The 22,324-nt window shown below is 74.1% G+C and carries 20 protein-coding genes and 1 riboswitch; of the genes, 11 read left to right on the top strand and 9 right to left on the bottom strand.

The window, feature by feature from the left end; all coding sequences use genetic code 11:
• Positions 1-18 precede the first annotated feature (18 nt).
• Positions 19-121, bottom strand: a riboswitch (guanidine-I (ykkC/yxkD leader).
• Between the two features lie 81 nt (positions 122-202).
• Positions 203-1,522: an amidohydrolase family protein gene (locus tag L3X23_RS21100; RefSeq protein WP_237193901.1), complete on the bottom strand. Its 1,320-nt coding sequence runs from the start codon at positions 1,520-1,522 to the stop codon at positions 203-205.
• Between the two features lie 143 nt (positions 1,523-1,665).
• Here L3X23_RS21100 and mfd point away from each other — a divergent pair, with 143 nt between their 5' ends.
• The 8 genes from mfd to L3X23_RS21060 all read left to right on the top strand — a co-directional run bounded on the left by mfd (position 1,666) and on the right by L3X23_RS21060 (position 11,690).
• The gene (mfd, locus tag L3X23_RS21095; protein ID WP_237193899.1) at positions 1,666-5,238 is read left to right on the top strand and encodes a transcription-repair coupling factor; all 3,573 of its coding nucleotides are present in this window, start codon (positions 1,666-1,668) and stop codon (positions 5,236-5,238) included.
• A 105-nt stretch (positions 5,239-5,343) separates the two neighbouring features.
• Positions 5,344-6,576 carry a sensor histidine kinase gene (locus L3X23_RS21090; RefSeq protein ID WP_237193897.1) on the top strand — a complete coding sequence of 411 codons (1,233 nt, stop codon included), beginning with the start codon at positions 5,344-5,346 and terminating at the stop codon, positions 6,574-6,576.
• Complete coding sequence (locus tag L3X23_RS21085) at positions 6,573-7,682, top strand: hypothetical protein (RefSeq protein WP_237193895.1); 1,110 nt, start codon at positions 6,573-6,575, stop codon at positions 7,680-7,682. Before L3X23_RS21090 ends, L3X23_RS21085 begins: the two co-directional genes overlap by 4 nt.
• On the top strand, positions 7,664-8,293 hold the full coding sequence (locus L3X23_RS21080) for a response regulator transcription factor (RefSeq protein WP_237193894.1): 630 nt from the start codon (positions 7,664-7,666) through the stop codon (positions 8,291-8,293). Before L3X23_RS21085 ends, L3X23_RS21080 begins: the two co-directional genes overlap by 19 nt.
• 192 nt (positions 8,294-8,485) lie before the next feature.
• On the top strand, positions 8,486-9,016 hold the full coding sequence (locus L3X23_RS21075; protein WP_237193892.1) for an RDD family protein: 531 nt from the start codon (positions 8,486-8,488) through the stop codon (positions 9,014-9,016).
• Between the two features lie 32 nt (positions 9,017-9,048).
• Entirely contained in the window at positions 9,049-9,942 is an 894-nt protein-coding gene (locus tag L3X23_RS21070; protein WP_237193890.1) for a SurA N-terminal domain-containing protein, read from the top strand.
• 8 nt (positions 9,943-9,950) lie between these two features.
• Positions 9,951-10,847 carry a MazG family protein gene (locus tag L3X23_RS21065; RefSeq protein WP_255735277.1) on the top strand — a complete coding sequence of 299 codons (897 nt, stop codon included), beginning with the start codon at positions 9,951-9,953 and terminating at the stop codon, positions 10,845-10,847.
• Between the two features lie 153 nt (positions 10,848-11,000).
• Complete coding sequence (locus tag L3X23_RS21060) at positions 11,001-11,690, top strand: lytic murein transglycosylase (RefSeq protein WP_237193886.1); 690 nt, start codon at positions 11,001-11,003, stop codon at positions 11,688-11,690.
• A 74-nt stretch (positions 11,691-11,764) separates the two neighbouring features.
• Here the strand turns inward: L3X23_RS21060 and efeB are convergent, their stop codons facing one another.
• The 4 genes from efeB to L3X23_RS21040 form a co-directional block, all read right to left on the bottom strand.
• The gene (gene efeB / locus L3X23_RS21055; RefSeq protein ID WP_237198087.1) at positions 11,765-12,958 is read right to left on the bottom strand and encodes an iron uptake transporter deferrochelatase/peroxidase subunit; all 1,194 of its coding nucleotides are present in this window, start codon (positions 12,956-12,958) and stop codon (positions 11,765-11,767) included.
• A gap of 71 nt (positions 12,959-13,029) precedes the next feature.
• Positions 13,030-14,169: an iron uptake system protein EfeO gene (gene efeO, locus L3X23_RS21050; protein ID WP_237193884.1), complete on the bottom strand. Its 1,140-nt coding sequence runs from the start codon at positions 14,167-14,169 to the stop codon at positions 13,030-13,032.
• A 20-nt stretch (positions 14,170-14,189) separates the two neighbouring features.
• Positions 14,190-15,011, bottom strand: a complete 822-nt coding sequence (gene efeU, locus L3X23_RS21045) for an iron uptake transporter permease EfeU (protein ID WP_237193881.1) — start codon at positions 15,009-15,011, stop codon at positions 14,190-14,192.
• A 150-nt stretch (positions 15,012-15,161) separates the two neighbouring features.
• The gene (locus tag L3X23_RS21040; protein WP_093084958.1) at positions 15,162-15,560 is read right to left on the bottom strand and encodes a tetratricopeptide repeat protein; all 399 of its coding nucleotides are present in this window, start codon (positions 15,558-15,560) and stop codon (positions 15,162-15,164) included.
• Positions 15,561-15,729: 169 nt separating this feature from the next.
• Here L3X23_RS21040 and eno point away from each other — a divergent pair, with 169 nt between their 5' ends.
• The 3 genes from eno to L3X23_RS21025 all read left to right on the top strand — a co-directional run bounded on the left by eno (position 15,730) and on the right by L3X23_RS21025 (position 18,015).
• Positions 15,730-17,019 carry a phosphopyruvate hydratase gene (gene eno / locus L3X23_RS21035; protein WP_093084960.1) on the top strand — a complete coding sequence of 430 codons (1,290 nt, stop codon included), beginning with the start codon at positions 15,730-15,732 and terminating at the stop codon, positions 17,017-17,019.
• 2 nt (positions 17,020-17,021) lie between these two features.
• Positions 17,022-17,525 carry a septum formation initiator family protein gene (locus L3X23_RS21030; RefSeq protein ID WP_237193878.1) on the top strand — a complete coding sequence of 168 codons (504 nt, stop codon included), beginning with the start codon at positions 17,022-17,024 and terminating at the stop codon, positions 17,523-17,525.
• A gap of 76 nt (positions 17,526-17,601) precedes the next feature.
• Positions 17,602-18,015 carry a DUF501 domain-containing protein gene (locus L3X23_RS21025; RefSeq protein WP_237198086.1) on the top strand — a complete coding sequence of 138 codons (414 nt, stop codon included), beginning with the start codon at positions 17,602-17,604 and terminating at the stop codon, positions 18,013-18,015.
• 2 nt (positions 18,016-18,017) lie between these two features.
• Here the strand turns inward: L3X23_RS21025 and L3X23_RS21020 are convergent, their stop codons facing one another.
• The 4 genes from L3X23_RS21020 to L3X23_RS21005 form a co-directional block, all read right to left on the bottom strand.
• Positions 18,018-18,773 (bottom strand): MBL fold metallo-hydrolase, encoded by a 756-nt coding sequence (locus tag L3X23_RS21020; protein WP_237193876.1) that lies wholly within the window; start codon positions 18,771-18,773, stop codon positions 18,018-18,020.
• Positions 18,766-19,569 carry an alpha/beta hydrolase gene (locus L3X23_RS21015; RefSeq protein ID WP_237193874.1) on the bottom strand — a complete coding sequence of 268 codons (804 nt, stop codon included), beginning with the start codon at positions 19,567-19,569 and terminating at the stop codon, positions 18,766-18,768. Before L3X23_RS21015 ends, L3X23_RS21020 begins: the two co-directional genes overlap by 8 nt.
• A 55-nt stretch (positions 19,570-19,624) precedes the next feature.
• Positions 19,625-20,602: a GlxA family transcriptional regulator gene (locus L3X23_RS21010; RefSeq protein ID WP_237193872.1), complete on the bottom strand. Its 978-nt coding sequence runs from the start codon at positions 20,600-20,602 to the stop codon at positions 19,625-19,627.
• Between the two features lie 85 nt (positions 20,603-20,687).
• Complete coding sequence (locus tag L3X23_RS21005; protein ID WP_237193870.1) at positions 20,688-22,280, bottom strand: acyl-CoA dehydrogenase family protein; 1,593 nt, start codon at positions 22,278-22,280, stop codon at positions 20,688-20,690.
• Between the last annotated feature and the right edge of the window lie 44 nt (positions 22,281-22,324).

Raw genomic sequence — 22,324 nt, 5'->3', positions numbered from 1 at the left:
GCAGCCGGCACACCAGCTGTCTCCCGGGCTTTTGTCCCGCCGTGGGGCGGCTCGCCGTGCCTGCCGCCTGCATCTCTCGGACCAGACCTCGCGAGCGAGCGGAACCCTAGACGCGCCTCACCGTCGGATGAGTCGCGCACCAGTGAAGGGGCCCGATGTTGCGACGGCGTCACCCTCACGTGAATCCCGCCGAGCGGAGCCGTCAGCTCGGGAGGGCGCGGCGACGGTCGAACAGCTCCTCCGCCGCGCTCTGGCCGCGCCGCCGCACCTCCTCGGTGTCGACGGACAGGACCCGGCCGCCGTCGACCAGGAGCCGCCCGTCCACCCAGACGTGGCGCACGTCCGCCCCGCCCGCGGAGAACACCAGGTGGGCGGGCACGTTCAGGTCGGGACCGTGCAGCACCGGGGTGGTGTGCAGGCCGCGCAGGTCGACGGTGATGACGTCCGCCTTCTTGCCGGGCTCCAGGGACCCGGTCTCGGCGTCGAGGCCGAGTGCCCGCGCGCCGTCGAGGGTGGCCATGGCCAGCATGTCCCACGGGTCGCCCGTGGTCGGGTCCAGCGTGGTGACCTTCTGCAGCAGGCTCGCGAACTTCATCTCCTCGAGCAGGTCGAGGGTGTTGTTCTCCTTCTCGCCGTCGCTGCCCAGCCCGACGGCGATGCCGTGCTCCCGCATCCGGATCACCGGGGCGGGCCCCGAGGACAGCTTCATGTTGGAGCAGGGGCAGTGCACGACCGACGTCCCGGTCTCGGCCAGCACGGCGATCTCCCGGTCGTCGAGCCACACGCAGTGCGCGACGACGGCCTGCGGGCCGAGGATCCCCCGTGCGAGGAACTCCTCGATGGGGCGGCGGCCGAACCGGGTCAGGGACTCCTGGACCTCCCAGATCGTCTCCGACGAGTGCGTGTGCAGCCCCGTGTCGAACTCGTCGGCGAGCTGCGCGGCGCCCCGGAAGGCCTCCGGCGAGCAGTAGAAGAGATGCTCGAGGCCGACCCAGGAGCGGCCGCGGCCCTCGGCGAAGGTGCGGTGGGTCTCCAGCAGCCTGCGGTTGGTCTCCAGCGTCTCGAAGTAGTCGTACTCGTCGGCGACGTAGGGGACGAGCGTCGCGCGGATCCCGACCTGCTCGGCCGCGCGCGCCGAGCCCTCCATGAACCGCCACATGTCCATCACCGACGTCGTGCCCGCCCGTAGCGACTCGGTATAGCAGAGCAGCGACGCGGCCTCGGCGATCTCCGGGGTGAGCGCGCGGTGGGCGGGGTCGATGTCCTCGCGCAGCCAGTCCCACAGCGACTTCGACTCGGCGGTGCCCCGCAGCAGGCCGGAGTGCAGGTGGCCGTTGTGCAGGCCGGGGAGCACGGCGTGCCCGGTGGCGTCGACGACCTGCGCGTCCACCCCGTCGAGCTCCTCGACGGTGCCGACGGCGACGATCCGGTCGTTCTCGACCAGCACCGAGCCGGGGTCGTGCACGGTCTTGCGGCCCTCGCAGGGGAGCACGATGCCGCCGCGGATCAGGGTGCGCGTCATGGGGAGCGATCCTGGCGTGCCCGGCCCGCGGCGGGGATGAGCGGATCGTCACAGCCGGGCTGCGGGGAAGGTTTCGGGCGCGCGTATCGTCTGATGTCAGTGGCCCCTGCGGGCGTACTGAGCCTCGGCAGGGGTGTGTCCGCATGCCCGTCGCAAGGAGTTCCGTGCCCCCCGCACTGTCCGGTCTGTTGACCGCCGCCCTGTCCGACGCCGGGTTGCGGGCCGTGGTCGAGGCCTCGGCGGGCGTCGACACCCGCACCGCCGACACCCCTGCCGTCCAGGCCGAGGGCCCGGCCGCGCTGCGCCCGTTCCTGGCCGCCGCACTCGCCGAGGCGGGCACCGTGCTCGCCGTGACCGCGACCGACCGCGAGGCCGAGGAGCTGGCCGTCGCGGCGCGCGAGCTGGTCGAGGGCCCGGTGGAGGTGCTCCCCAGCTGGGAGACGCTGCCGCACGAGCGGCTCTCGCCGCGCCCGGACACCGTCGGCCGCAGGCTCACCCTGTTCCGCTCGCTGAGCGGCGAGAACCCGCCGCGGATCGTCGCGGCCGCGGCCCGCTCGCTGATCCAGCCGATCGCGCCGGGCCTGGGCACGCTGGACCCGATCGTGCTCCGCGAGGGCACCGAGTACCCGTTCGAGGCACTGCTGGAACGGCTCGTGGAGCTGGCCTACACCCGCGTCGAGATGGTGACCGCCCGCGGCGAGTTCGCGGTGCGCGGCGGCATCCTCGACCTCTTCGTCCCCACGGCCGACCATCCCGTCCGCATCGAGTTCTGGGGCGACGAGGTCTCCGAGCTGCGCGCCTTCTCCGTGGCCGACCAGCGGTCGATGGACGACCCGGTGGTCACCGAGGTCATCGCACCCGCGTGCCGGGAGCTGCTGTTGACCGGCGCCGTGCGCGAGCGGGCCGCGCTGCTGGCGAAGGAGCACGAGAACAACCCGCAGCTGCGTGAGCTGCTCGAACACCTGGCGAACGGCATCCCCACCGAGGGGATGGAGTCGCTGATCCCCGCCCTGGTGGGGGGCGAGCTGCAGCTGCTGACCGACCTGCTCCCCGCGCGCGCCCGGATCCTCCTCGCCGACCCGGAGCGCATCCGCACCCGCAGCCACGACCTCGTCCGGACGGGGCAGGAGTTCCTGGAGGCCTCCTGGCTGGCGGCGGGCACCGGGGGACAGGCCCCGATCGACGTCGGCGCCTCGGCGTACCGGGACCTCGGCGGCGTGCTGGAGCACGCCACCACCACCGGCCGCCCGGTGATCACGCTGTCCCCCCTGCTCTCCGGTGCGGACGACGTGATCGTCCCGGACGTGCACGAGATCGAGTCCTACCGCGGCGACACCGAGCGCGCGTTCGTCGACCTGCGCGCCCACACCGCCGCCGGCGGCGCGGCGGTGCTCGTGGTCGCCGGGCAGGGCACCGCGGACCGCAGCATCGAGCAGCTCGGCGAGGCCGAGGTGCCCGCCACCCTGGTCGAGGAGCTCACCGAGGTCCCGGAGAAGGGCCTGGTCACGGTCACGTGCGGGCGGATCGCGGACGGCTTCGCGGCCCCGGGTGTCGGCCTGGTGCTGCTCGCCGAGTCCGACCTGACCGGCACCCGCGCGGGGCTGGACACCACCACCCGGAAGCTGCCCGCCCGGCGTCGCAACGCGGTCGACCTGGCCGCCCTGCAGCCCGGGGACTTCGTGGTGCACGCCCAGCACGGCATCGGGAAGTTCGTGGAGATGAAGGAGCGCACCGTCCAGGGCGCGACCCGCGAGTACCTGGTCCTGGAGTACGCGTCGAGCAAGCGGGGGCAGCCCGCGGACCGGCTCTTCGTGCCGACCGACGCCCTCGACGAGATCTCCCGCTACGTCGGCGGCGAGCAGCCGACACTGAACAAGCTGGGCGGATCGGACTGGGCGAAGACCAAGGGCCGCGCACGCAAGGCGGTCCGGGACATCGCCGCCGGTCTGGTGCAGCTCTACGCCGCCCGGCAGTCGTCGCCCGGGCACGCCTTCGCCCCGGACACCCCGTGGCAGCGCGAGCTCGAGGACGCCTTCCCCTACACCGAGACCCCGGACCAGCTCTCCGCCATCGACGAGGTGAAGCGGGACATGGAGCGTCCGGTGCCGATGGACCGAGTGATCACCGGGGACGTCGGGTTCGGCAAGACCGAGATCGCCGTGCGGGCCGCGTTCAAGGCGGTGCAGGACGGCAAGCAGGTCGCGGTCCTCGTCCCGACCACGCTGCTCGCGACCCAGCACCTGTCGACCTTCGCCGACCGGATGCGCGCCTTCCCGGTCACGGTGAAGGGGCTGTCGCGGTTCACCGACGCCGCCGAGGCGAAGACGACGATCGAGGGGCTGGCGGACGGGACCGTCGACGTCGTCGTCGGGACGCACCGGCTGCTGCAGACCGGGGTCCGGTGGAAGGACCTCGGGCTGGTCATCGTCGACGAGGAGCAGCGCTTCGGCGTGGAGCACAAGGAGCACATCACGGCGCTGCGCGCGCACGTCGACGTGCTCACGCTGTCCGCCACGCCGATCCCGCGGACGCTCGAGATGAGCCTCGCGGGCATCCGCGAGATGTCCACGATCACCACCCCGCCCGAGGACCGGCACCCGACCCTGACCTACGTCGGCGCCTACGACGACAAGCAGGTCGCCGCCGCCATCCGCCGCGAGCTGCTGCGGGACGGCCAGGTCTTCTACGTGCACAACCGGGTCACCTCGATCGACCGGGCGGCCAAGAAGATCCAGGAGCTGGTGCCGGAGGCGCGCATCGGCGTCGCGCACGGGCAGATGCACGAGGACCTGCTCGAGCAGACCGTGAACGCGTTCTGGCACAAGGAGTACGACGTCCTCGTCTGCACGACGATCGTCGAGAACGGCCTGGACATCTCCAACGCCAACACCCTGATCGTCGAGCGGTCGGACACCCTGGGCCTCTCCCAGCTGCACCAGCTGCGCGGCCGGGTCGGGCGTGGCCGCGAGCGCGGCTACGCGTACTTCCTGTTCCCGCCGGAGCACCCGCTCACCGAGACCGCGCACGACCGGCTCGCCACGATCGCGCAGCACTCGGAGCTGGGCTCGGGTGCCGCGGTGGCGATGAAGGACCTGGAGATCCGCGGCGCGGGCAACATCCTGGGCGCGGAGCAGAGCGGGCACATCGCGGGCGTCGGGTTCGACCTGTACATCCGGCTGGTCGGCGAGGCCGTGGCGGCGTTCCGGTCCGCCGGGGGCGCCCCGGGCGGCGAGGAGCCGGAGCCCCTCGCGGAGGTGCGCGTCGACCTGCCGATCGATGCCCACGTGCCCCACGACTACGTCGACGGCGAGCGGCTGCGCCTGGAGGCCTACCGCAAGATCGCGGAGGCGGGGGACGACGCGGCGCTCGAGGCCGTCGTCGAGGAACTGAAGGACCGCTACGGCGAGCCGCCGCAGCCGGTGCGCAACCTGCTCGCGGTGGCGCGGTTCCGGCAGCTCTGCCGGTCGCTCGGGCTGGCCGAGGTGGCCGTGGCGGGCACGATGATCCGCATCGGCCCGGTGGACCTGCCGGACTCCAAGCAGCTGCGGTTCAAGCGGATGCACCCCAAGGGCCAGTACAAGCCCGCCGCCCGGCTCGTCGCCGTCCCGAAGCCCAGCCAGGGCAACCGCATCGGCGGCGCCCCGCTGCGCGACCTGGAGCTCCTGGACTGGCTCACCGCCCTGGTCAAGGACCTGGCGACTCCGGTGGCGGTCTGACCAGCGCACTATGGAGCCATAACGGCCGTTGTCGGCCCCGACAGGCACGTTGTGGCTCCATAATGCGATAACGGGGGTGTCGCTCTCCGCGAACCCTCCCCTGAGATGTCGACAGGGGCTTTCCTGGACCGGTTCGGTCTGCGGTTCGCGGCGGGTGCGCGGGCGACCGTCGGCGTGCTCATGGCCGTCGCGGCGCCGTTCGCCGCCCCGCCCGCGGGTGCGCCGGTGTGCGTGCCGGTCGCCGTCGCGCTGGCGGCGTGGAGCCTCGCCTACCTCCGGCTGATGCGGACCCGCCCCGCCGCGTGGGTCTGGGTCGTCGACGTCGCGGTCATGTGCGGGCTGTGTCTGGCCCAGCCCCTGCTCGTGGACCCGACCCTGCTGCTGCGCTCGCTGGGGTGGGTGTCGCCGGTGGCGTCCCTCGCGGTCGTGGCGTTGCAGTGGCACGTGCGGCCGTGGCCCGCGGCGCTCGCCACCGTCGCGGTGTGCGCGGCGTTCACGGCGGGTGCGGCGCTCTCGCCCGAGATCTCGGTGGTGCAGGCGCTGGCCGTGGGCGGGGTGTGGACCGGGGTCGAGGCCGCGTTGTCCCGGATGCTCTGGCTGCTGGTGCGCCGCGGCGGCGCGGCCGCCGACGAGCGGATGGCCCGCCGGTTCGCCGCCGAGCGCACGGCCCTGCTCGCCCGCGCGCGGCGCCGCGAGCAGCGGGCGCACTGGGCGACCGTGCACGACACCGCCGCGAGCACGCTGCTGATGGTCGGGCTCGGGTCCGTCCGCGGCGACGAGTCCTGGCTGGAGGGGCAGCTCCAGCGGGACGTCGCCGCCCTGCACGGCGTCCCCGCGCCCGACGCCGGGGTGGCCGCCACCGTCCGCCGCGCCGTCGCGCACGCCCGGATCCCGGTGGACCTGCGGGCGGACGGTGACCTGGACCTGCCCGGGCCCGCCGCCGCGGCGTTCGGGGGCGCGCTCACCGAGACCCTGGAGAACGTGGCCCGGCACGCGGGGACCGATCGCGCCGAGGTGCGCGTCGAGGTGGGGGAGGCGGCGGTGCGGGTGACCGTCCGGGACGACGGGAGCGGCTTCGACCCGGCCGCGGTGCCCACCGGCCGGCTCGGCCTGGTGCGCTCGGTCCGCGAGCGGATGGACCTCGTCGACGGTCGCGCGGAGATCCGGTCCGCGCCGGGGCACGGCACCGTCGTGCGGTTGGAGTGGCCGCGCACCGAGAGCAGCACCGAGAGCAGCCCCGAGAGCGGCCCCGAGAGCCGCACCGAGTCCGAGGCCGAGGCCGGGACCGGAGACGGGTCCGCCGCCGACCCCGCCGTCCGGTCGGAGCGGGCACGGTGACCGGCGGGGCGGGCGCGACGTCCGTGGAGCTGACCGTGCGGTTGCAGCGCGGTCTCCGGGTGGCGTGCAGCGTGATCGTGCTGGCGATCCTGTTCGGCCTGAACCTGCCGAACCTGGTGGCGGGCCGGGCCGCGTACGAGCCCGAATGGGTCGGGTTCGCGGGCTGGGGCGTGCTCGTCGTCGTCGCCGCGGCCGACGCGGTGCTGGTGGCCCGCCACCGGTCCTGGGAGTGGATCCGCCTGCCGGTGGCGGCCGGGGTGCTCGCGGTCGCGGTCGAGATGTCCGTGGCGCTCGCACCGGGCGCACTGGGCGGCCCGCCGCACGTCACGCTCGGGTCGATCGGCTGGTTCGGGGTGCTGTTGCTGCCCCGCGGCCGCGAGCTCGTCGCGTTCCTCCTGCTGCACCTGCTGTTGATGCTGGGGCTGCTGGTCGCGGCGGGCCGGACCGACCAGCTCACGCTCGTGGCGTTCGGCATCAGCGCCGTGGGAGTGACGTCCTTCCAGCTCGCCTTCGCGATCGCCGGGGCCGCGCTGCGCACCGTCGCCCGGCAGGCCGGGCAGGCCGCCGAGGAGGAGGCCGCCGCACGGACCGCGGAGGACCTCGCCGCCGTCGTCCACGCCGACCGGGAGGCCCGCTACGCCGAGCTCCGGGCCGTCGCGCTGCCGCTGCTGGAGGGCATGGCGGCGGGTACGGCGCCCCCGGCCGACCCGGCGGTGCAGCGGGCGGCGGCGAGCGCGGCGGCCCGCCTGCGGCGGATCTTCGCCGAGGAGCGGGACGGCCGGGACCCGCTCGCCGCCGAGCTGGCGGAGCTGATCGACATCGCCGAGCGGCGCGGCGTCGGCGTGCAGTACTCGGAGCGGGGGGAGCGTGCCGTGCCGCCGCGCGCGGCGATGCGGGACCTGCTGGGGGCGGCGGGGGACGCGCTGCACGCGGCCCGGGGCTCGGCGCGCGTCACGCTCGCCGGGGTGCCCGGCGCCGTGGTGCTGGGCGTGGTGACCGACGGCGTCCCGGCGGGGTTCGCGGCGTCGGCACCGGACGTGGGGGTGTCCGCCGTCGAGGCGGGCGGAACGACATGGGTGGAGGCGAGATGGGCACCTCGATCGTGATCGTCGACGATCATCCGGCGATCGTCGACGGCGTCGGGGCGTGGTGCGCCCGGGCGGGCATCACCGTCGTGGCGGCGGGCGCGGACCCGGCGCCCGCGTTCGACGTCCCGGCGGACGCGGTGGTGTTCGACCTGCAGCTCGGGCCGGGGGCGCCCGCGTTCGACGTGCTGGAGGAGCTGGTCGACGCAGGCCGTCGGGTCGTCGTCTACTCCCAGCACGCCGACAGCGAGACGGCCCTGCGCTGCCTGGAACTCGGTGCCGCGACCTACCTGACGAAGGCCGAGGGCCACGAGCACCTGATCCCCGCGATCCGGGCCTGCGTCGAGGACCGGCCCTACACGCCTCCGGTGCTGGGCGGGGCGATGGCCGCCGATCCGCGCCCGGACCGCCCCGCCCTGTCCGAGCGGGAGCGCGAGGTCCTGCTCGCCTGGTTCTCCAGCGACTCCAAGCAGCTCGTGGCGCAGCGCTTCCACCTGTCGGTGAAGACCGTGGACACCTACATCGCCCGCGTCCGCATCAAGTACGCCGACGCGGGCCGCCCGGCGACCACGAAGGCGGCCCTGGTCGCCCGCGCCCTGCAGGACGGCCTCGTCGACCTCGCGCGGCTCTAGCCACCCGCTGGGCGCCCGGCACCTGCGGGGCGGTGGTCCGCAGGCACCGGGCACCGTCGACGGTAGGACAGCGACGGCCGTCCCGGGGGTCCGGCGATCGCCCGACACGGGTTAACGCGGCGGGTCCGTGGCACGTGTGTCGGTCGACCGCTGCCGGGCGTCCCCGGCGACCCGGACCGCCTGGAGGCCGCCGTGACCACCCCGCCGCCCCACCCGTACCCCTCGTACCCGGAGCCCTTCCCGGCCTACCCGCAGGGCGGGCCGCCCCTGCACCCGTACGGCGGGCCCTACGGCCACCTGCCGCCGGTCCCGCCGCCGCCCGTCGCCACCTGGGGGACGCGGGTGGCGTCCGCGCTGGTCGACGGCCTGGTCCCGCTCGTGATCGTGGGTGTCGGGCTGCTCGGCTTCGCCCTGTTCGACGACCTCGGCCTGATCTTCACCGTCGCGTTCGTCTGCTACCTCGCGGCGTTCGCGTTCGCGCTGTGGAACCAGTGCTGGCGGCAGGGCCGCACCGGGCAGAGCCTGGGCAAGAGCCTCGTGGGCACCCGGCTCGTCCGGGCGCGCGACGGCGCGCCGGTCGGCTTCGGCACGGCGCTGGGCCGCCAGTTCGCCCACGTGCTCGACGGCATCCTCTGCATCGGCTACCTCCGCCCGCTGTGGGACGAGCGGCGCCAGACCTTCGCGGACTCGATGTGCGACACGCTCGTGGTGCGGGTCGAGTGATCCGGCCCACGGCCGCGTGAGAGGCTGTCGTCGTGGGAAAGCTGACCAGGGTCGGTCTCGGTACGGCGGTCGTCGCGCTGGTGCTCGCCGGCTGCGGCGGCCCGGGCCAGGTGGGCTCGGCGCTGATCGTCGGGGACCAGCGGGTGGAGGTCGGCGCCGTCCAGAGCACGATCGACTCCGCGCTGGCGCACAAGGCGGACCTGGCCGCCCAGTCCTCGCAGCAGATCGCGGACGCGGACATCGCCCGCTACGTCGTCGGCGGCGAGGTGACCCACGCGCTGCTCGCGCAGGCCGCGGCGCGGACCGGGGTCACGGCCTCGGCGGACGCGATCGACGCCACCCTCGCGAACACCGACGACCAGAGCCTGCTGCTCGACCGCACGCTGTTCGACGGTGAGGAGCTGCGGTCCCGCGCCGCCGACCACGCCACGGCCGTCGCGTTGGCCGAGCGGTACGTCGACGGGCTGTCGGTGACCGTCGACGTGGCCGCGGCGACCACCGCCGACGAGGCGGCCGACAAGGCGCGGGCCCTCGCCGAGGGCGGGGCCGCGGCGGACGCGGTGCTGGCCGATCCCCGTACCGCCCAGAAGGGCCAGGTCTACCGCGCGGCCGCCGACCCGGACACCGCGACGACCGTGGTGTTCGGCGTGCCCGAGGGCACCGTCGTGCGCTTCCAGCCGTCGCCGGGCCAGGGGATCTGGCTGGTCGTGAAGGTCACCGACCGGCAGACGGACGCCCCGTCCGGGGTCCCGCCCGCGGCGGGCACGATCGACCGCGGCACGCTGGCCTCGATCGGGGAGCGGATCGCCCAGGCGGACGGCGGGCCGGTGCAGCTCAATCCCCGCTTCGGCGCCTGGGACCCCACCCGGCTGACCGTCGTCCCGCCCGGTCGCGAGGCGGGCTCCGTGCTCGCCCCCGGCGCCTGACTGGGAGACTGGCCGCCGTGGCCCCCACGGTGATCACCTTGTCCCGCAGGCTCGGCGCGCTGCCCGCCGCGGCGCTGCCCACGCTGCGGGCGGCGTCGGCGGTGTACGCGGACCCCTCGGTCCCGGCCGAGCTCGCGGCGCAGGCGGGCGCGACGCCGGTGCCCGCCTCCCCGGTGCCCGGCGCCGTGGTCCTGAGCTGCTCCGACGACGCGGATCCCCCCGGCGCCGCCCTGCTCGACGCGGTGGCCGTGATGGACCGCCTCCGCGCGCCCGGCGGGTGCCCGTGGGACGCCGAGCAGACCCACGAGTCGCTGCTGAAGTACCTGGTCGAGGAGTGCTACGAGCTCTACCAGGCGATCGAGGACGGCGACCGGGCGGACATGCGCGAGGAACTCGGCGACGTGCTGCTGCAGGTCCTGTTCCACGCCCGCGTGGCCCAGGAGGCCGACTCCCCGTTCACGATCGACGACGTCGCGACCGGGCTGGTCACCAAGCTGGTGGGCCGCCACCCGCACGTGTTCGGCGGCGGCGAGACGGTCGCGACGGCCACGGCACAGGAGGGCCGCTGGGAGGAGCTGAAGCGGGCGGAGAAGCAGCGCGCGTCGTCGGTGGACGGGGTGCCGCTGGGCCAGCCCGCGGTCGCGCTGGCCGCCAAGCTCGTCTCCCGCACCCGCCGCGCGGGCATGCCCGCCGACCTGCTCCCCGAGGGCGACGGCATCGGCCCGGACCTGTTCCGCCGCATCGCCGCCGCGGTCCGCGCGGGGGAGGACCCGGAGTCCGCCCTGCGCGACACGGCCCGCGCCTTCGCCGATCGGGTGCGGGCCGCGGAGCAGGCCGCGGTGGCGCAGGGCGAGGACGCCCACGCCCTCGACGAGGACACCTGGCGCCGCACCTGGCCCGCCTGACCGGACCCCGACCCCGCGAGTCCCTCACCTCAGACACGCGAGTCGGACACGTCAGACCGCGAGTCGGCCACCTCGGACCGCGAGTCCTCCCCACCTGCCCGACGAGCGCCCGGCCTCAGACCGCTCTCAGCTCGCGTCCGTAGCGTCGAGGGCATGCGCTCCCGCACCGTCCTCCTCGGCCTCCTGGCCCTGGTCGGGCTCCTGGTCCTCGGGGGCGCGGTGCTGGAGCGGCCCGAGCGGAGCACGGTGTCGGCGCCGGTGGCCCGCGACACCCCGGCCACGCCCGCACCCGTGGTGCCCGACGGCGCGGACGTCGTGAGCTGGGCGGACGAACGGGCGCGGACCGTCGGCATCCCCGCCCGCGCGCTGCAGGCCTACGCGGCCGCCGAGGTGAGCCAGCGCGCCGCCACCCCGGGCTGCAACCTCTCCTGGGCCACGCTCGCGGGCATCGGCCAGGTCGAGTCCCGCCACGGCCGGATCAACGGATCGTCGCTGGTGGACGGCGTGGCGCGGCCGCCGATCATCGGCATCGCGCTCGACGGGGACGACAACACCCGGGAGACCCCGGACACCGACGGCGGTGCGCTCGACGGCGACGCCACCTACGACCGGGCGGTCGGGCCGATGCAGTTCCTCCCGCAGACCTGGGAGCGGTTCGGGCAGGGCGACCCGCAGGACATCGACGCCGCCGCCCGGGCCGCCGCGGCGTACCTCTGCTCCGCGGACCGCGAGCTCGCCGACGGCGCGGGCTGGTGGGACGGGGTGCTGGCCTACAACCGCTCCGTCTCCTACGCCCGGGACGTCTGGGCGGCGGCCGACCGGTACGCGACCGCCGCGGCCTGAGGACCGGGCCCGCCGTCCGACCCCGGAGGGGCCTGCACCGTCCGACTCGCGTGGCTCCAGTGGGGGACTCGCGGTCAGGTGAACAGGCCCTGGCCCCAGTACTCGCCCGGCGCCAGGCCCGGGGGCACCGCGAAGACGGCGGAGCCGTTGTGCTCCAGGTACTCCATCATCTTGTCGTTGCGGGCCAGGGCGCTCTGCATCGGGACGAAGTGGGTCTGCGGGTTGTTCATGAACGCGAGGAAGAACAGTCCCGCGTCGAGGTGCCCGGCGCCGTCGGAGCCGTCGACGAAGTTGTAGCCGCGCCGCAGGATCCTGATCCCGCCGAGGGAGTCGGCCGAGGCCAGCCGGATGTGCGCGTCCACCGGGATGGTGTCGCCGGAGAGGTCCGCCTGGTCGAACTCGCCCTGCTGCCCGAAGGCGTTCCCCACGCCCTTGGTCCGCCCGACGATGTTCTGCTGCTCGTCGAGCGACGTACGGTCCCAGATCTCGATGTGCATCCGGATCCGCCGCGCGACCAGGTAGGTGCCGCCGTGGAGCCAGTCCGGCCCGTCGGACACCCACACGTGCTGGTCCAGCAGCGCGGGCTCCTCGGCCTTGAGGTTGTTGGTCCCGTCCTTGAAGCCGAACAGGTTCCGCGGCGTCTCCTGCGTGGTGGAGGTCGAGGACGTCCGGCCGAAGCCGAGCTGGGACCACCGGACCGCGGCCGCCCCGAAGCCGGTGCGCACGAGGTTGCGGATGGCGTGCACGGCGACCTGCGGATCGTCGGCGCAGGCCTGCAGGCAGATGTCGCCGCCGGAGCGGGCGGGGTCGAGGCGGTCGCCGGTGAAGGCGGGCAGCGGCGCGAGTCCGGCGGGCGCGGGGAGCCCGAGCTTCTCGAAGAACGAGGCGCCGAAGCCCACCGTCAGCGTCAGCGAGGCGGCGGGCAGGCCGAGCGCCTCCCCGGTGTCCGCGGGGGGCGCGTACTTGTTGAGCCCCACCGCGCCGTTCTCGGTGGTCTCCTCGCCCTGGGTCATGCGCTCGGCCGCGGCGGTCCACTTCTGCAGCATCCGCTGCACCTCGGCGCGGTCGGTGGTGGTCAGGTCCAGGGCGACGAAGTGCAGCCGGTCCTGGGCCGGGGTGATGATCCCGGCCTGGTGCACGTCCCGGAAAGGGACGACGCCGGGCGTCGGCGCGGGCCCCGAGGAGCCCACGCCGTACCCGATCGCCGCCCCCGCTCCGGCGAGCGCCACCCCGGCCCCCGCGTAGCCCAGCATCCGCCGCCGCGACATCCCCCCACCCGGGGAGACGTCGGTGGGCGGGTCGACGGGCGGGCTGTCGATCGACGAGGGCCGGGTCGTGCTCACGACGTGACGACCCCCGCGACCTGCGAGATCGGCTCGGCGAGCGCGTCCACGGCGTCGGTCATCTTCTTCGTGTCGGCCTCGGTGAGCTGGGTGTAGAGGACGAACCCGCCGTCCGGCGTGCGGTAGCCCTCCAGCAGCGACTCGACGGCGGCGAACCGCTGGTCCAGCGTCGGGCCCAGGTTCGGGTCCTTCTCGTCGATCACCGGGCGCAGCGCGGCGACGGCGGCCTGGCTGCCCTCGACGTTCGCCTTGAAGTCCCAGAGGTCCGTGTGCGAGTAGCGGTCCTCCTCGCCGGTGATCTTGCCGGTGGCGACCTCGTCGAGCAGCTCCTTGGCCCCGTTGGCCAGCTGCGGAGGGGTGAGGTCCAGGTTCGGGATCCGGCTCTGCAGGTCCTTGAGGTCGGTCATGAGCTGGTCGGCGACCTGCGCCGAGTCGGGCTGCAGCCCGGAGACCCACAGGTCCTTCTCGAGCCGGTGGAAGCCGGTCCAGCTCACGCCGGGGTCCCGCTCGTCGTCCTCGCGCCCGTCGACCTTCGGGTCGATGTCCCCGAAGGACTCCGCGACCGGCTCGATCCGCTCGTAGTAGGTGCGGGCGAGCGGGAACTGCGCCTTCGCGGCGTCGACGTTCCCGCTCTTCACCGCGTCGACGAAGCCCTGGGAGGTCTGCACCAGCGCGTCGGTCTGGGAGCTGATGTAGCGGGTGTAGCCGCTCACGGCCTCGGCGAGCTTGGCGTTGTCGTCGGTGGAGCGCTGGGCGCTGCCGGTGACGGTGAACGGGGCGCGGATGCCCTCGCCGACCATGCCGGGCTTGCAGGCGGTGGTGTAGGAGCCGCCGTCGGGCACCTCCACGATGAGGTCGCGGGACAGGCCCGGACCGATGTTCTCGACCTCGCCCATGATGCGGTCGCCGGTGCCGTACAGGTAGAACTCGGTCACCTTGGTGCCGGTGTTCTTCACCGAGAACGAGATGTTGCCCGCGGGCGCCTCGACGGCCGAGACCTCGCAGCTCGTGTCGCCCGCGGCCACGGTGATGGGGCCGCCGCTCTCGGCCGCGGGGGGCTGCGCGGTGCTCGTACAGCCCGCCAGCAGCAGGGCGGTGCCCGCCGCGAGCACGGCGGCGGAAGCCTTGCGGGACATGATTTCTCTCCTCGATCAGGTCACGCGGCGGGGGTGGTGGACCGCGTGCGCTGGGGCAACAGGAACAGCGTCAGGACGACGGCGACGTACACGCACCACACGACGGCCTCCAGGACCGTGGTCTGCGGCGAGAAGTTGAAGATCCCCTTCAGCAGGGTCCCGTACCAGGAGTCCGGCGGGACGGCGGCGCTCACGTCGAAGGCGAGGGTGTTCAGCCCGGGCAGGATCCCGGCCTCCTGCAGGTCGTGCACGCCGTAGGCCAGGATCCCGGCCGCGACGAAGACCAGGAAGAAACCGGTCACGGTGAAGAAGGTCGCCAGGTTGATCCGCATGGCGCCCTTGTAGATCGCGAAGGCGATCACCACGGCCAGCGCGATGCCGACCAGGAAGCCGATCAGCGGCTGCACGGTCTCGCCCGCGGCCTGGGCGGCGGCGAAGAAGAAGACGGCCGTCTCGAGTCCCTCGCGGCCGACGGCGAGCGTGGCCATCACCACGACGGCGAGCGGCCCCATCGAGATGGCGTGTTCGAGCCTGCCCTCCAGCTCGGCCTTCATGGCCCGCGCGTTGGAGCGCATCCAGAAGATCATCCAGGTCACGAACGCGACCGCCACGATCGACAGCGACCCGCCGAGCGCCTCGGACGCCTCGAAGGTCAGGGCCTGCTCGGCCAGGGTCAGCCCGAGCGTGACGCCGACGCTGACCAGGATCGCGAACGCCACCCCGGCCCAGACCTTCGGCAGCTCGCGGCGGCGGTCGGTGCGGACGAGGAAGGCGACCAGGATGCTGACCACGAGTGAGGCTTCGAGACCCTCGCGCAACCCGATCAGCGCATTGCCCAGCACCGCTCGCACCCCTGCCGTCGACCCGAATCGCTGAGGTGAGCCTCAGCGGACCGAGGTGAGGCTAGCTTCCCCAACGGGTGACGGGTAGAGGCATCCCCGCAGGTCAGACGGCGTTTCGTCCGATTTGGGAAGAAACTCCCGCAACTGTGATCAGTCGGTGATGGACGCGATCCGCGCGCGCACCTCGCCCAGCGCCTCCTGGTACTCCGGGCGCGGGTCCATCACCGTGGCGAGCTGGAGCTGGCCCTTCGCCTCGCCGAGGCGACCCTGCCGGTGCAGCGCCTTGCCGAGGGCGAACCGCGCGTAGTGGTCCGCCGGGTCGAGCTCCAGCACCCGGCAGAACGCCGCCTCGGCCTTCGTCAGCTGGGCCGAGTCGAGGTAGGCGCGCCCGGCGAGGAGCTGGACCGAGGCGTCGTTCGGTTGGCTCTCCAGGACGGGGGCCAGGGCCTGCAACGCGTCGAGCGGGCGGTGGTCGGCCAGCAGCCGCTCCGCGCGACGGAAACCGACGACCTTCTCCGAGGGGCTGGGTCCTACGGGCTCACTGGTCATGGTCGCTCTCACGGTAGGGCGGCCCGAACCCGTCGACAACCGTTTCGGCGGCGGACTCGCGGGCTCCGTCTTGGCGTGACTTCGGCGGTTCCCGAGCCGGATCGCCCCGTCGGGTGGTTACCCTGGCCCCCGCGAGTCCAGCGGAACCCGAGAAACAGGAGTTGTATCGGTGGCGGTCATCGAGCAGGTCGGCGCGCGCGAGATCCTCGACTCGCGGGGCAACCCCACGGTCGAGGTCGAGGTGGCGCTGGACGACGGGACGCTGGAGCGCGCGGCGGTGCCCTCCGGCGCGTCGACGGGCGAGCACGAGGCCGTCGAGCTGCGGGACGGCGATCCCAAGCGGTACCTGGGCAAGGGCGTCGAGAAGGCCGTCACCGCGGTGCTGGACGAGATCGGCCCCGAGCTGATCGGGATGGACGCGGTGGACCAGCGCCTGGTGGACCAGCGCCTGGTGGACCTCGACGGCACCCCGGACAAGTCCCGGCTGGGCGCGAACGCGCTGCTGGGCGTGTCCCTGGCGGTGGCGAAGGCGGCCGCCGAGTCCTCGGGCCTGGACCTCTACCGCTACATCGGCGGGCCGAACGCGCACGTCCTGCCGGTGCCGATGATGAACATCCTCAACGGCGGGGCCCACGCGGACACCTCGGTCGACGTGCAGGAGTTCATGGTCGCCCCGATCGGCGCGGACACCTTCCGCGAGTCGCTGCGCTGGGGCGCGGAGATCTACCACTCGCTCAAGTCCGTGCTCAAGGCCCAGGGTCTGTCCACCGGCCTCGGCGACGAGGGCGGCTTCGCCCCGGACGTCAAGGGCGGCACCCGCGGGGCCCTCGAGCTGATCGCGGGCGCCGTCGACAAGGCGGGCTTCACGCTCGGCAGGGACGTCGTGCTGGCGCTCGACGTGGCCTCGACCGAGTTCTTCTCGAAGGGGGTCTACCGGTACGAGGGCAAGGAGCTCTCCTCCGCGGACCTCGCGAAGGTCTACGCGGAGCTGGTGGACGCGTTCCCGCTGGTGTCCATCGAGGACCCGCTGGCGGAGGACGACTGGGACGGCTGGGTCGCGCTGACCGAGCAGCTCGGCGACAAGGTCCAGCTCGTGGGGGACGACCTGTTCGTCACCAACCCCGAGCGGCTCGAGGACGGCATCGACCGCGGCGCCGCCAACGCGCTGCTGGTCAAGGTCAACCAGATCGGCACCCTGTCCGAGACGCTGGACGCGGTGACACTGGCCCACAACAACGGCTACCGCTGCATGATGAGCCACCGCTCCGGTGAGACGGAGGACGTGACCATCGCGGACCTCGCCGTCGCCACCGGCTGCGGCCAGATCAAGACCGGCGCCCCGGCCCGGTCCGAGCGGGTCGCCAAGTACAACCAGCTGCTGCGCATCGAGGAGGGCCTGGGGGACGCCGCGCGCTACGCAGGCGAGCTGGCCTTCCCGCGGTACACCCCCGGGGCCTGAGCGTGGCGGGCTCCCGGGAACGCACGCCGCGGGGGACGGGGCGCTCGCGCCCCGCGTCCTCGGCGCGGCGTGCCCGGGAGCCGCAGCTCACCCGCAGCCGCGCCCGCGCCACCGGCGTGGTCGCGGCGACGACCGGCCTGCTGGGCCTGTCGTCGACCCGCCGGGCCGCGATCCTGGCGATCGTGGTCTGCGCCCTCGCCCTGACCGTCGCGGTCCCGCTGCGCAACTACGTGTCGCAGCGCCAGGACCTGGCCGCGGTCACAGCCCAGCAGCAGGCGCTGCGGGCCGAGGTGGAGGAGCTGAACGCGCAGAAGGCCCGGCTCTCCAACCCGGACGAGGTGGCGGCCGAGGCCCGCTCCCGGCTCGGCTACGTCCGCCCCGGCGAGGTGCCGTACGTGGTGGAGCTGCCGAACACGCCGTCGGCCGAGGAGGTCGAGGCGGCGCGCCGCGCCACCCCCTGGTACCGGACCCTCTGGACCGACGTCACGGCGGGCGCGCCCCGCTGAGACACTGGTGTCCGTGAGTGTCACCGTGTCCGATCGTGAGGCGGTCGCCCGGCAGCTCGGCCGCGAACCCCGCGGGATGCTGGCGGTGGCGGCCCGGTGCCCGTCGGGGCACCCGAACGTCGTGCAGACCGCGCCCCGGCTGCCCGACGGCACCCCCTTCCCGACCATGTACTACCTGACCTGCCCCCGGCTGGCGTCGAAGATCGGCACGCTCGAGGCCTCCGGGCTGATGAAGGAGATGACCGACCGGCTGGCGGAGGATGCCGAGCTGGCCGCGCGGTACCGGCGGGCGCACGAGTCCTACCTCGCCGAACGGGACGCGATCGAGCCGCTCGGCACGCAGGTCACCGCGGGCGGCATGCCGGACCGGGTGAAGTGCCTGCACGTCCACGTCGGGCACGCGCTGGCGAAGGGGCCCGGGGTCAATCCGTTCGGCGACGAGGCCCTGGAGCTGCTCGGCGACTGGTGGACCGGCAGCGACTGCGCCTGAGCTCAGACGACGAGGGGTTCCCCCGGCACCGGCCAGCGCACCGTCTCGGTCAGCCCCGCCGCCGCGAAGGCCCGCTCCGCCTCGGCGCGTCCCTCCCGGAAGTGCGACCAGCCTTCGTAGTGCACCGGCACCACGACGTCCGGCCGCACGAGCCGGCAGGTCGCCACCGCCTCGTCGGCGGTCAGGCTGTAGTGCAGCGGGCCCGTCAGGGGGAAGCGGACGCACCCCAGGTGCACCACCGCCACGTCGACGCGGATCCGCCTCGCCACCTCGTGGATCCCGCGGTAGAGCACGGTGTCCCCGGAGATCCACAGCGTGCGTCCGCCCAGGTCCAGGGCGAACCCGATCACCGCTCCGGCCACCGGCCGGCTCAACGGCGGCCCGTGCCGGCAGGGTGTCGCCGTCACCGTGACCGCGCCCAGCCGGGTGGTGGCCCAGGGCTCCAGCCCGCGGGCCGCTCCGCCCAGCCGCCGCGCGCCCGGCTCGGTGGTCAGGACCGTGGGCACCCCGTCGAGCAGCGCGCGGCCCGCGTCGTCGAGGTTGTCCGCGTGATGGTCGTGGGTGAGCAGGACCGCGTCGATCCGGCCCAGGTCCGTGGCCGCCAGTGCAGGGCCGACCAGCTTGCGGGACGACGTCCCCCAGCCGAACGAGTACCGCCGCCCCGGCGGGTCGAACGTCGGGTCGGTGAGGATCCGCAGGCCTGCGGCCTCGACCAGCAGGGTCGGGCCGCCGACGTGGGTCAGCCGGATCTCAGCCACGCGCGTGGCGCAGTGCCCAGGCGAGCACGTAGTCCGCGACGTCCTCCCAGCCCGGCGCGGCGGGCAGCAGGTGCGGGAACCCGCTGAACTCGACGACCCGTGTGAGGGTCTTCGAGGACGTGTAGTGCTTCGCGTTCGACCACTGGACTGCGGGCGGCATGATGTGGTCCTCGCTGCCGGCGACGAACAGCAGCGGCGCCCGGGCGTCGTTGGTGTAGTCGACCCACGTGCCCTGGTGGCCGGGGATGAGGTTCGCCAACGCGCTCTCGAACAGGATGTGTCCGGACACCGGCACCGCGTAGCGCTCGTAGAGGGCGCGCGCCTGCGGCTCCGGGAAGGTGTTGGTGAAGGCGTAGTTCCACTGCTCGAAGTCGTAGGCGACGGCCTTGTGGCGGTTCGCCGGGTTCTTCAGCACCGGGAACGTGGACCTCACCTGGGACACCGGCACGACCGGTACCCCCTCGGTCGGCGCGGAGTTCAGTGCCACGCCCGCCGCGCCGTACCCCTTGTCCAGCAGCAGCTGCGTGAACACCCCGCCCGCCGAGTGCCCGATCAGGACGGGCGGGCTGTCCAGCGCGGACACCACCGACTCCAGGTGCGCGACGATGCCGTCGATCGTGGCGGCCTCGACGGGTGCGGGGTCGGCGTTGAGCGCCTCCACCTCGACCTCGAAGCCCGGGTAGCCGGGGGCGAGCACGCGGAAGCCACGCTGCTCGTAGTGCGCCACCCAGTGCTCCCAGCTGCGCGGGGTGACCCAGAAACCGTGGATCAGGACGATCGTGTCGGGGCTCGCCATGTCTGCAGAGCGTGCCCAGGGCCGGTGGCCCGGACAAGGACACGACGGACGCAGATCAGGACACCCGGACTCCGGTCGTCCCGAAGCGCAGGCGGTAGTCGTGGGGGCCGATCCCGAGCTCGCGCAGGAAGGCGCGCCGCAGCGCGTCGGGCGAGCCCAGCCCGCTGCGGCGGGCGATCGCCGCGAGCGGCAGCTCGGTGCTCTCCAGCAGCTGGCGGGCGGCCTCGACCCGGACCTGCTCGACGTACCGGGCGGGCGTCGTCCCCGTCTCCCGGGCGAACACCCGGACCAGGTGTCGCTCGCTGAACCCGGCCCGGGCGCTGAGCGCGGCCAGCCGGTGGTCCCCGGCCGGATCGGCGGCAACGGCGTCGAGCACCGCCCGGATCGTCGGGCTGCGGGTCGCGCGGGCCTCCAGCCGGACGCTGAACTGCGCCTGCCCGCCCGGGCGTTGCATGAAGACGACCAGGTAGCGGGCCACCTCCCGGGCCACCTCCGGGCCGAGGTCGGCCTCCACGAGCGCCAGCGCGAGATCGATGCCCGCGGTCACCCCGGCCGAGGTGTGGATGGGTCCGTCGGCCACGAAGATCGGCCCGCGCTCGACGGTCGCCGCGGGGAAGTCGGCGGCCAGCTCGTCGAGGAACATCCAGTGGGTGGTGGCGCGGCGGCCGTCGAGCACGCCGAGGGACCCGAGGAGGAACGCCCCGGCGCAGACGGAGGCGACCCGGCGGCTGCGGCCCACGCCCTCGTCCAGCGCCGCCAGCACGACGGGGTCCGCGGCCACCCGCCGGAAGGCGTGGCTGCCGGGCACGACGACCGTGTCCAGCGGGCCCGCCACCTGCGACAGCGCCGCGGCCACCCCGATCCGCAGGCCCGATCCGCCCCGCACGTCCGTCCCGTCCGGCGAGGTGACCTGCACGGTGTACTGGCCGCCGCCCGCGAGGGCGTCGGCGGCGTAGAAGACCTCGGCGGGGCCGACGACGTCCAGGACCTGCGCGTCGTCGAAGGCCAGGACGGCGACCGTGCGGGGTGGCATGCCCGGATCATCCCGCTCGGGGTGGCTCCCCGACCAGGCCCGTGACCTCGTGAGCGGCGATGGTCGCCAGAGCGACCATCGCCGCTCACAGGGTGGGGGTGACGCGTTCGAGGAGGGGTTTCGCGGGGATGCCGTCGGGGAGGGTGCCCGCGGTGCGCCAGGGGCCGTCGGGCTGCAGGCGGCCCGCGAGGAAGGCGTCGGAGACCTCGACCGGTGCCGTGCGCAGCAGCAGCGAGCCCTGCAGGCAGAGGGCCAGGAGCTCGGCCAGCCTGCGGGCGCGGCGGGGCTCGGCGTGCTGGAGCTCGGTGCGCAGGACGGTGAGGGCCCGGTCGAAGCGGGCGTCGGCGCCCTGGGCGAGGGCCAGCTCGTCGAGCACCGCCTCCACGGACTCCGGCGACCGGGACAGGGCGCGCAGCAGGTCGAGCGCGGTGACGTTCCCCGAGCCCTCCCAGATCGAGTTGAGCGGGCTCTCCCGGAACAGGCGCGGCAACGGGGACTCCTCGACGTAGCCGTTGCCGCCCAGGCATTCCAGGGCCTCCCCGACCACGGCGGACGTCCGCTTGCAGACGAGGTACTTCGCCGCGGGCAGCGCGAGCCGCAGGAACGCCGTCTCGCCGCGCTCGACCGCGCCCGCCAACCGGATCGCCAGGGTCGTCGCGGCCTCGGACTCCACCGCCAGCTCTCCGACCACGGCCTGCATGAGCGGCTGGTCCGCCAGCCGGGCGCCGAACGCGGACCGGTGCGCCACGTGGTGGGCGGCCTCGGACAGGGCGGCCCGGGCGGTGCCCGCCGCACCGAGCACGCAGTCGAGGCGGGTCATCGAGACCATCTCGATGATCGTCGCGACGCCGCGGCCCTCGTCCCCGACCCGCCACCCGACGGCGTCCGCGTACTCGAGCTCGGCCGAGGCGTTGGACCGGTTGCCGAGCTTGTCCTTGAGCCGCTGGAGACGCAGGCCGTTGCGGGTGCCGTCCGGCAGCACCCGGGGCAGGACGAAGCAGGTCAGCCCGCCCGGCGCCTGGGCGAGGGTGAGGAACAGGTCGTTCATCGGCGCCGAGGTGAACCACTTGTGCCCGACGAGGGTGTACGTGCCGTCGGGCTGCGGGGTGGCGCGGGTGGTGCCGGTGCGGACGTCCGATCCGCCCTGCTTCTCGGTCATCGACATGCCGGCGAGCTGGTGCGCCTTCCCGCGCCCGAGCCCCGGCTCGTAGACGCGGGTCTGCAGCGCGGTCTCGAACCCCGTCCCGCGCAGCGGCGGCACCGCCGCGTAGGTCATCGAGATCGGACAGCAGTGACCCTGCTCCAGGGTGCTGACCAGGTAGAACCCGGCCGCGCGGGCGACGTGGGACCCGTCGGCCCAGGGCGCGCCGTGCAGCCCGTGCTCCACCGACAGCCGCATGAGGGCGTGCCAGGACGGGTGGAACTCCACCTCGTCGATCCGGTGCCCGTAGCGGTCGTGGGTGTGCAGCACGGGCTCGTGGACGTTGGCCAGGCGCGCGTGCTCCCGGTACTCACCGGACCCGACGGCGGCGGCCAGGCCCCCGAGCTCGACCGTCCCGCCCTCCCGACGCAGGGCGTCGGACAGCGCGGGATCGCACGCCAGGGGATCGAACCCGTCGAGCGGCGGGACCTGGTTGGTGACGTCGTGGGTGCTCACGGCGGCGGGAGGAACGGTCACCTACCCGACGGTACTGTGGCGGGGCCGGATCCCAATGCAAGGAG

Origin of the sequence: Pseudonocardia sp. WMMC193 (assembly GCF_021728735.1) — a bacterium.
Lineage (GTDB): Bacteria > Actinomycetota > Actinomycetes > Mycobacteriales > Pseudonocardiaceae > Pseudonocardia > Pseudonocardia oroxyli.
Note: the sequence above shows the minus strand (reverse complement) of the source record. Positions and strands in the feature narration are given on the sequence as shown.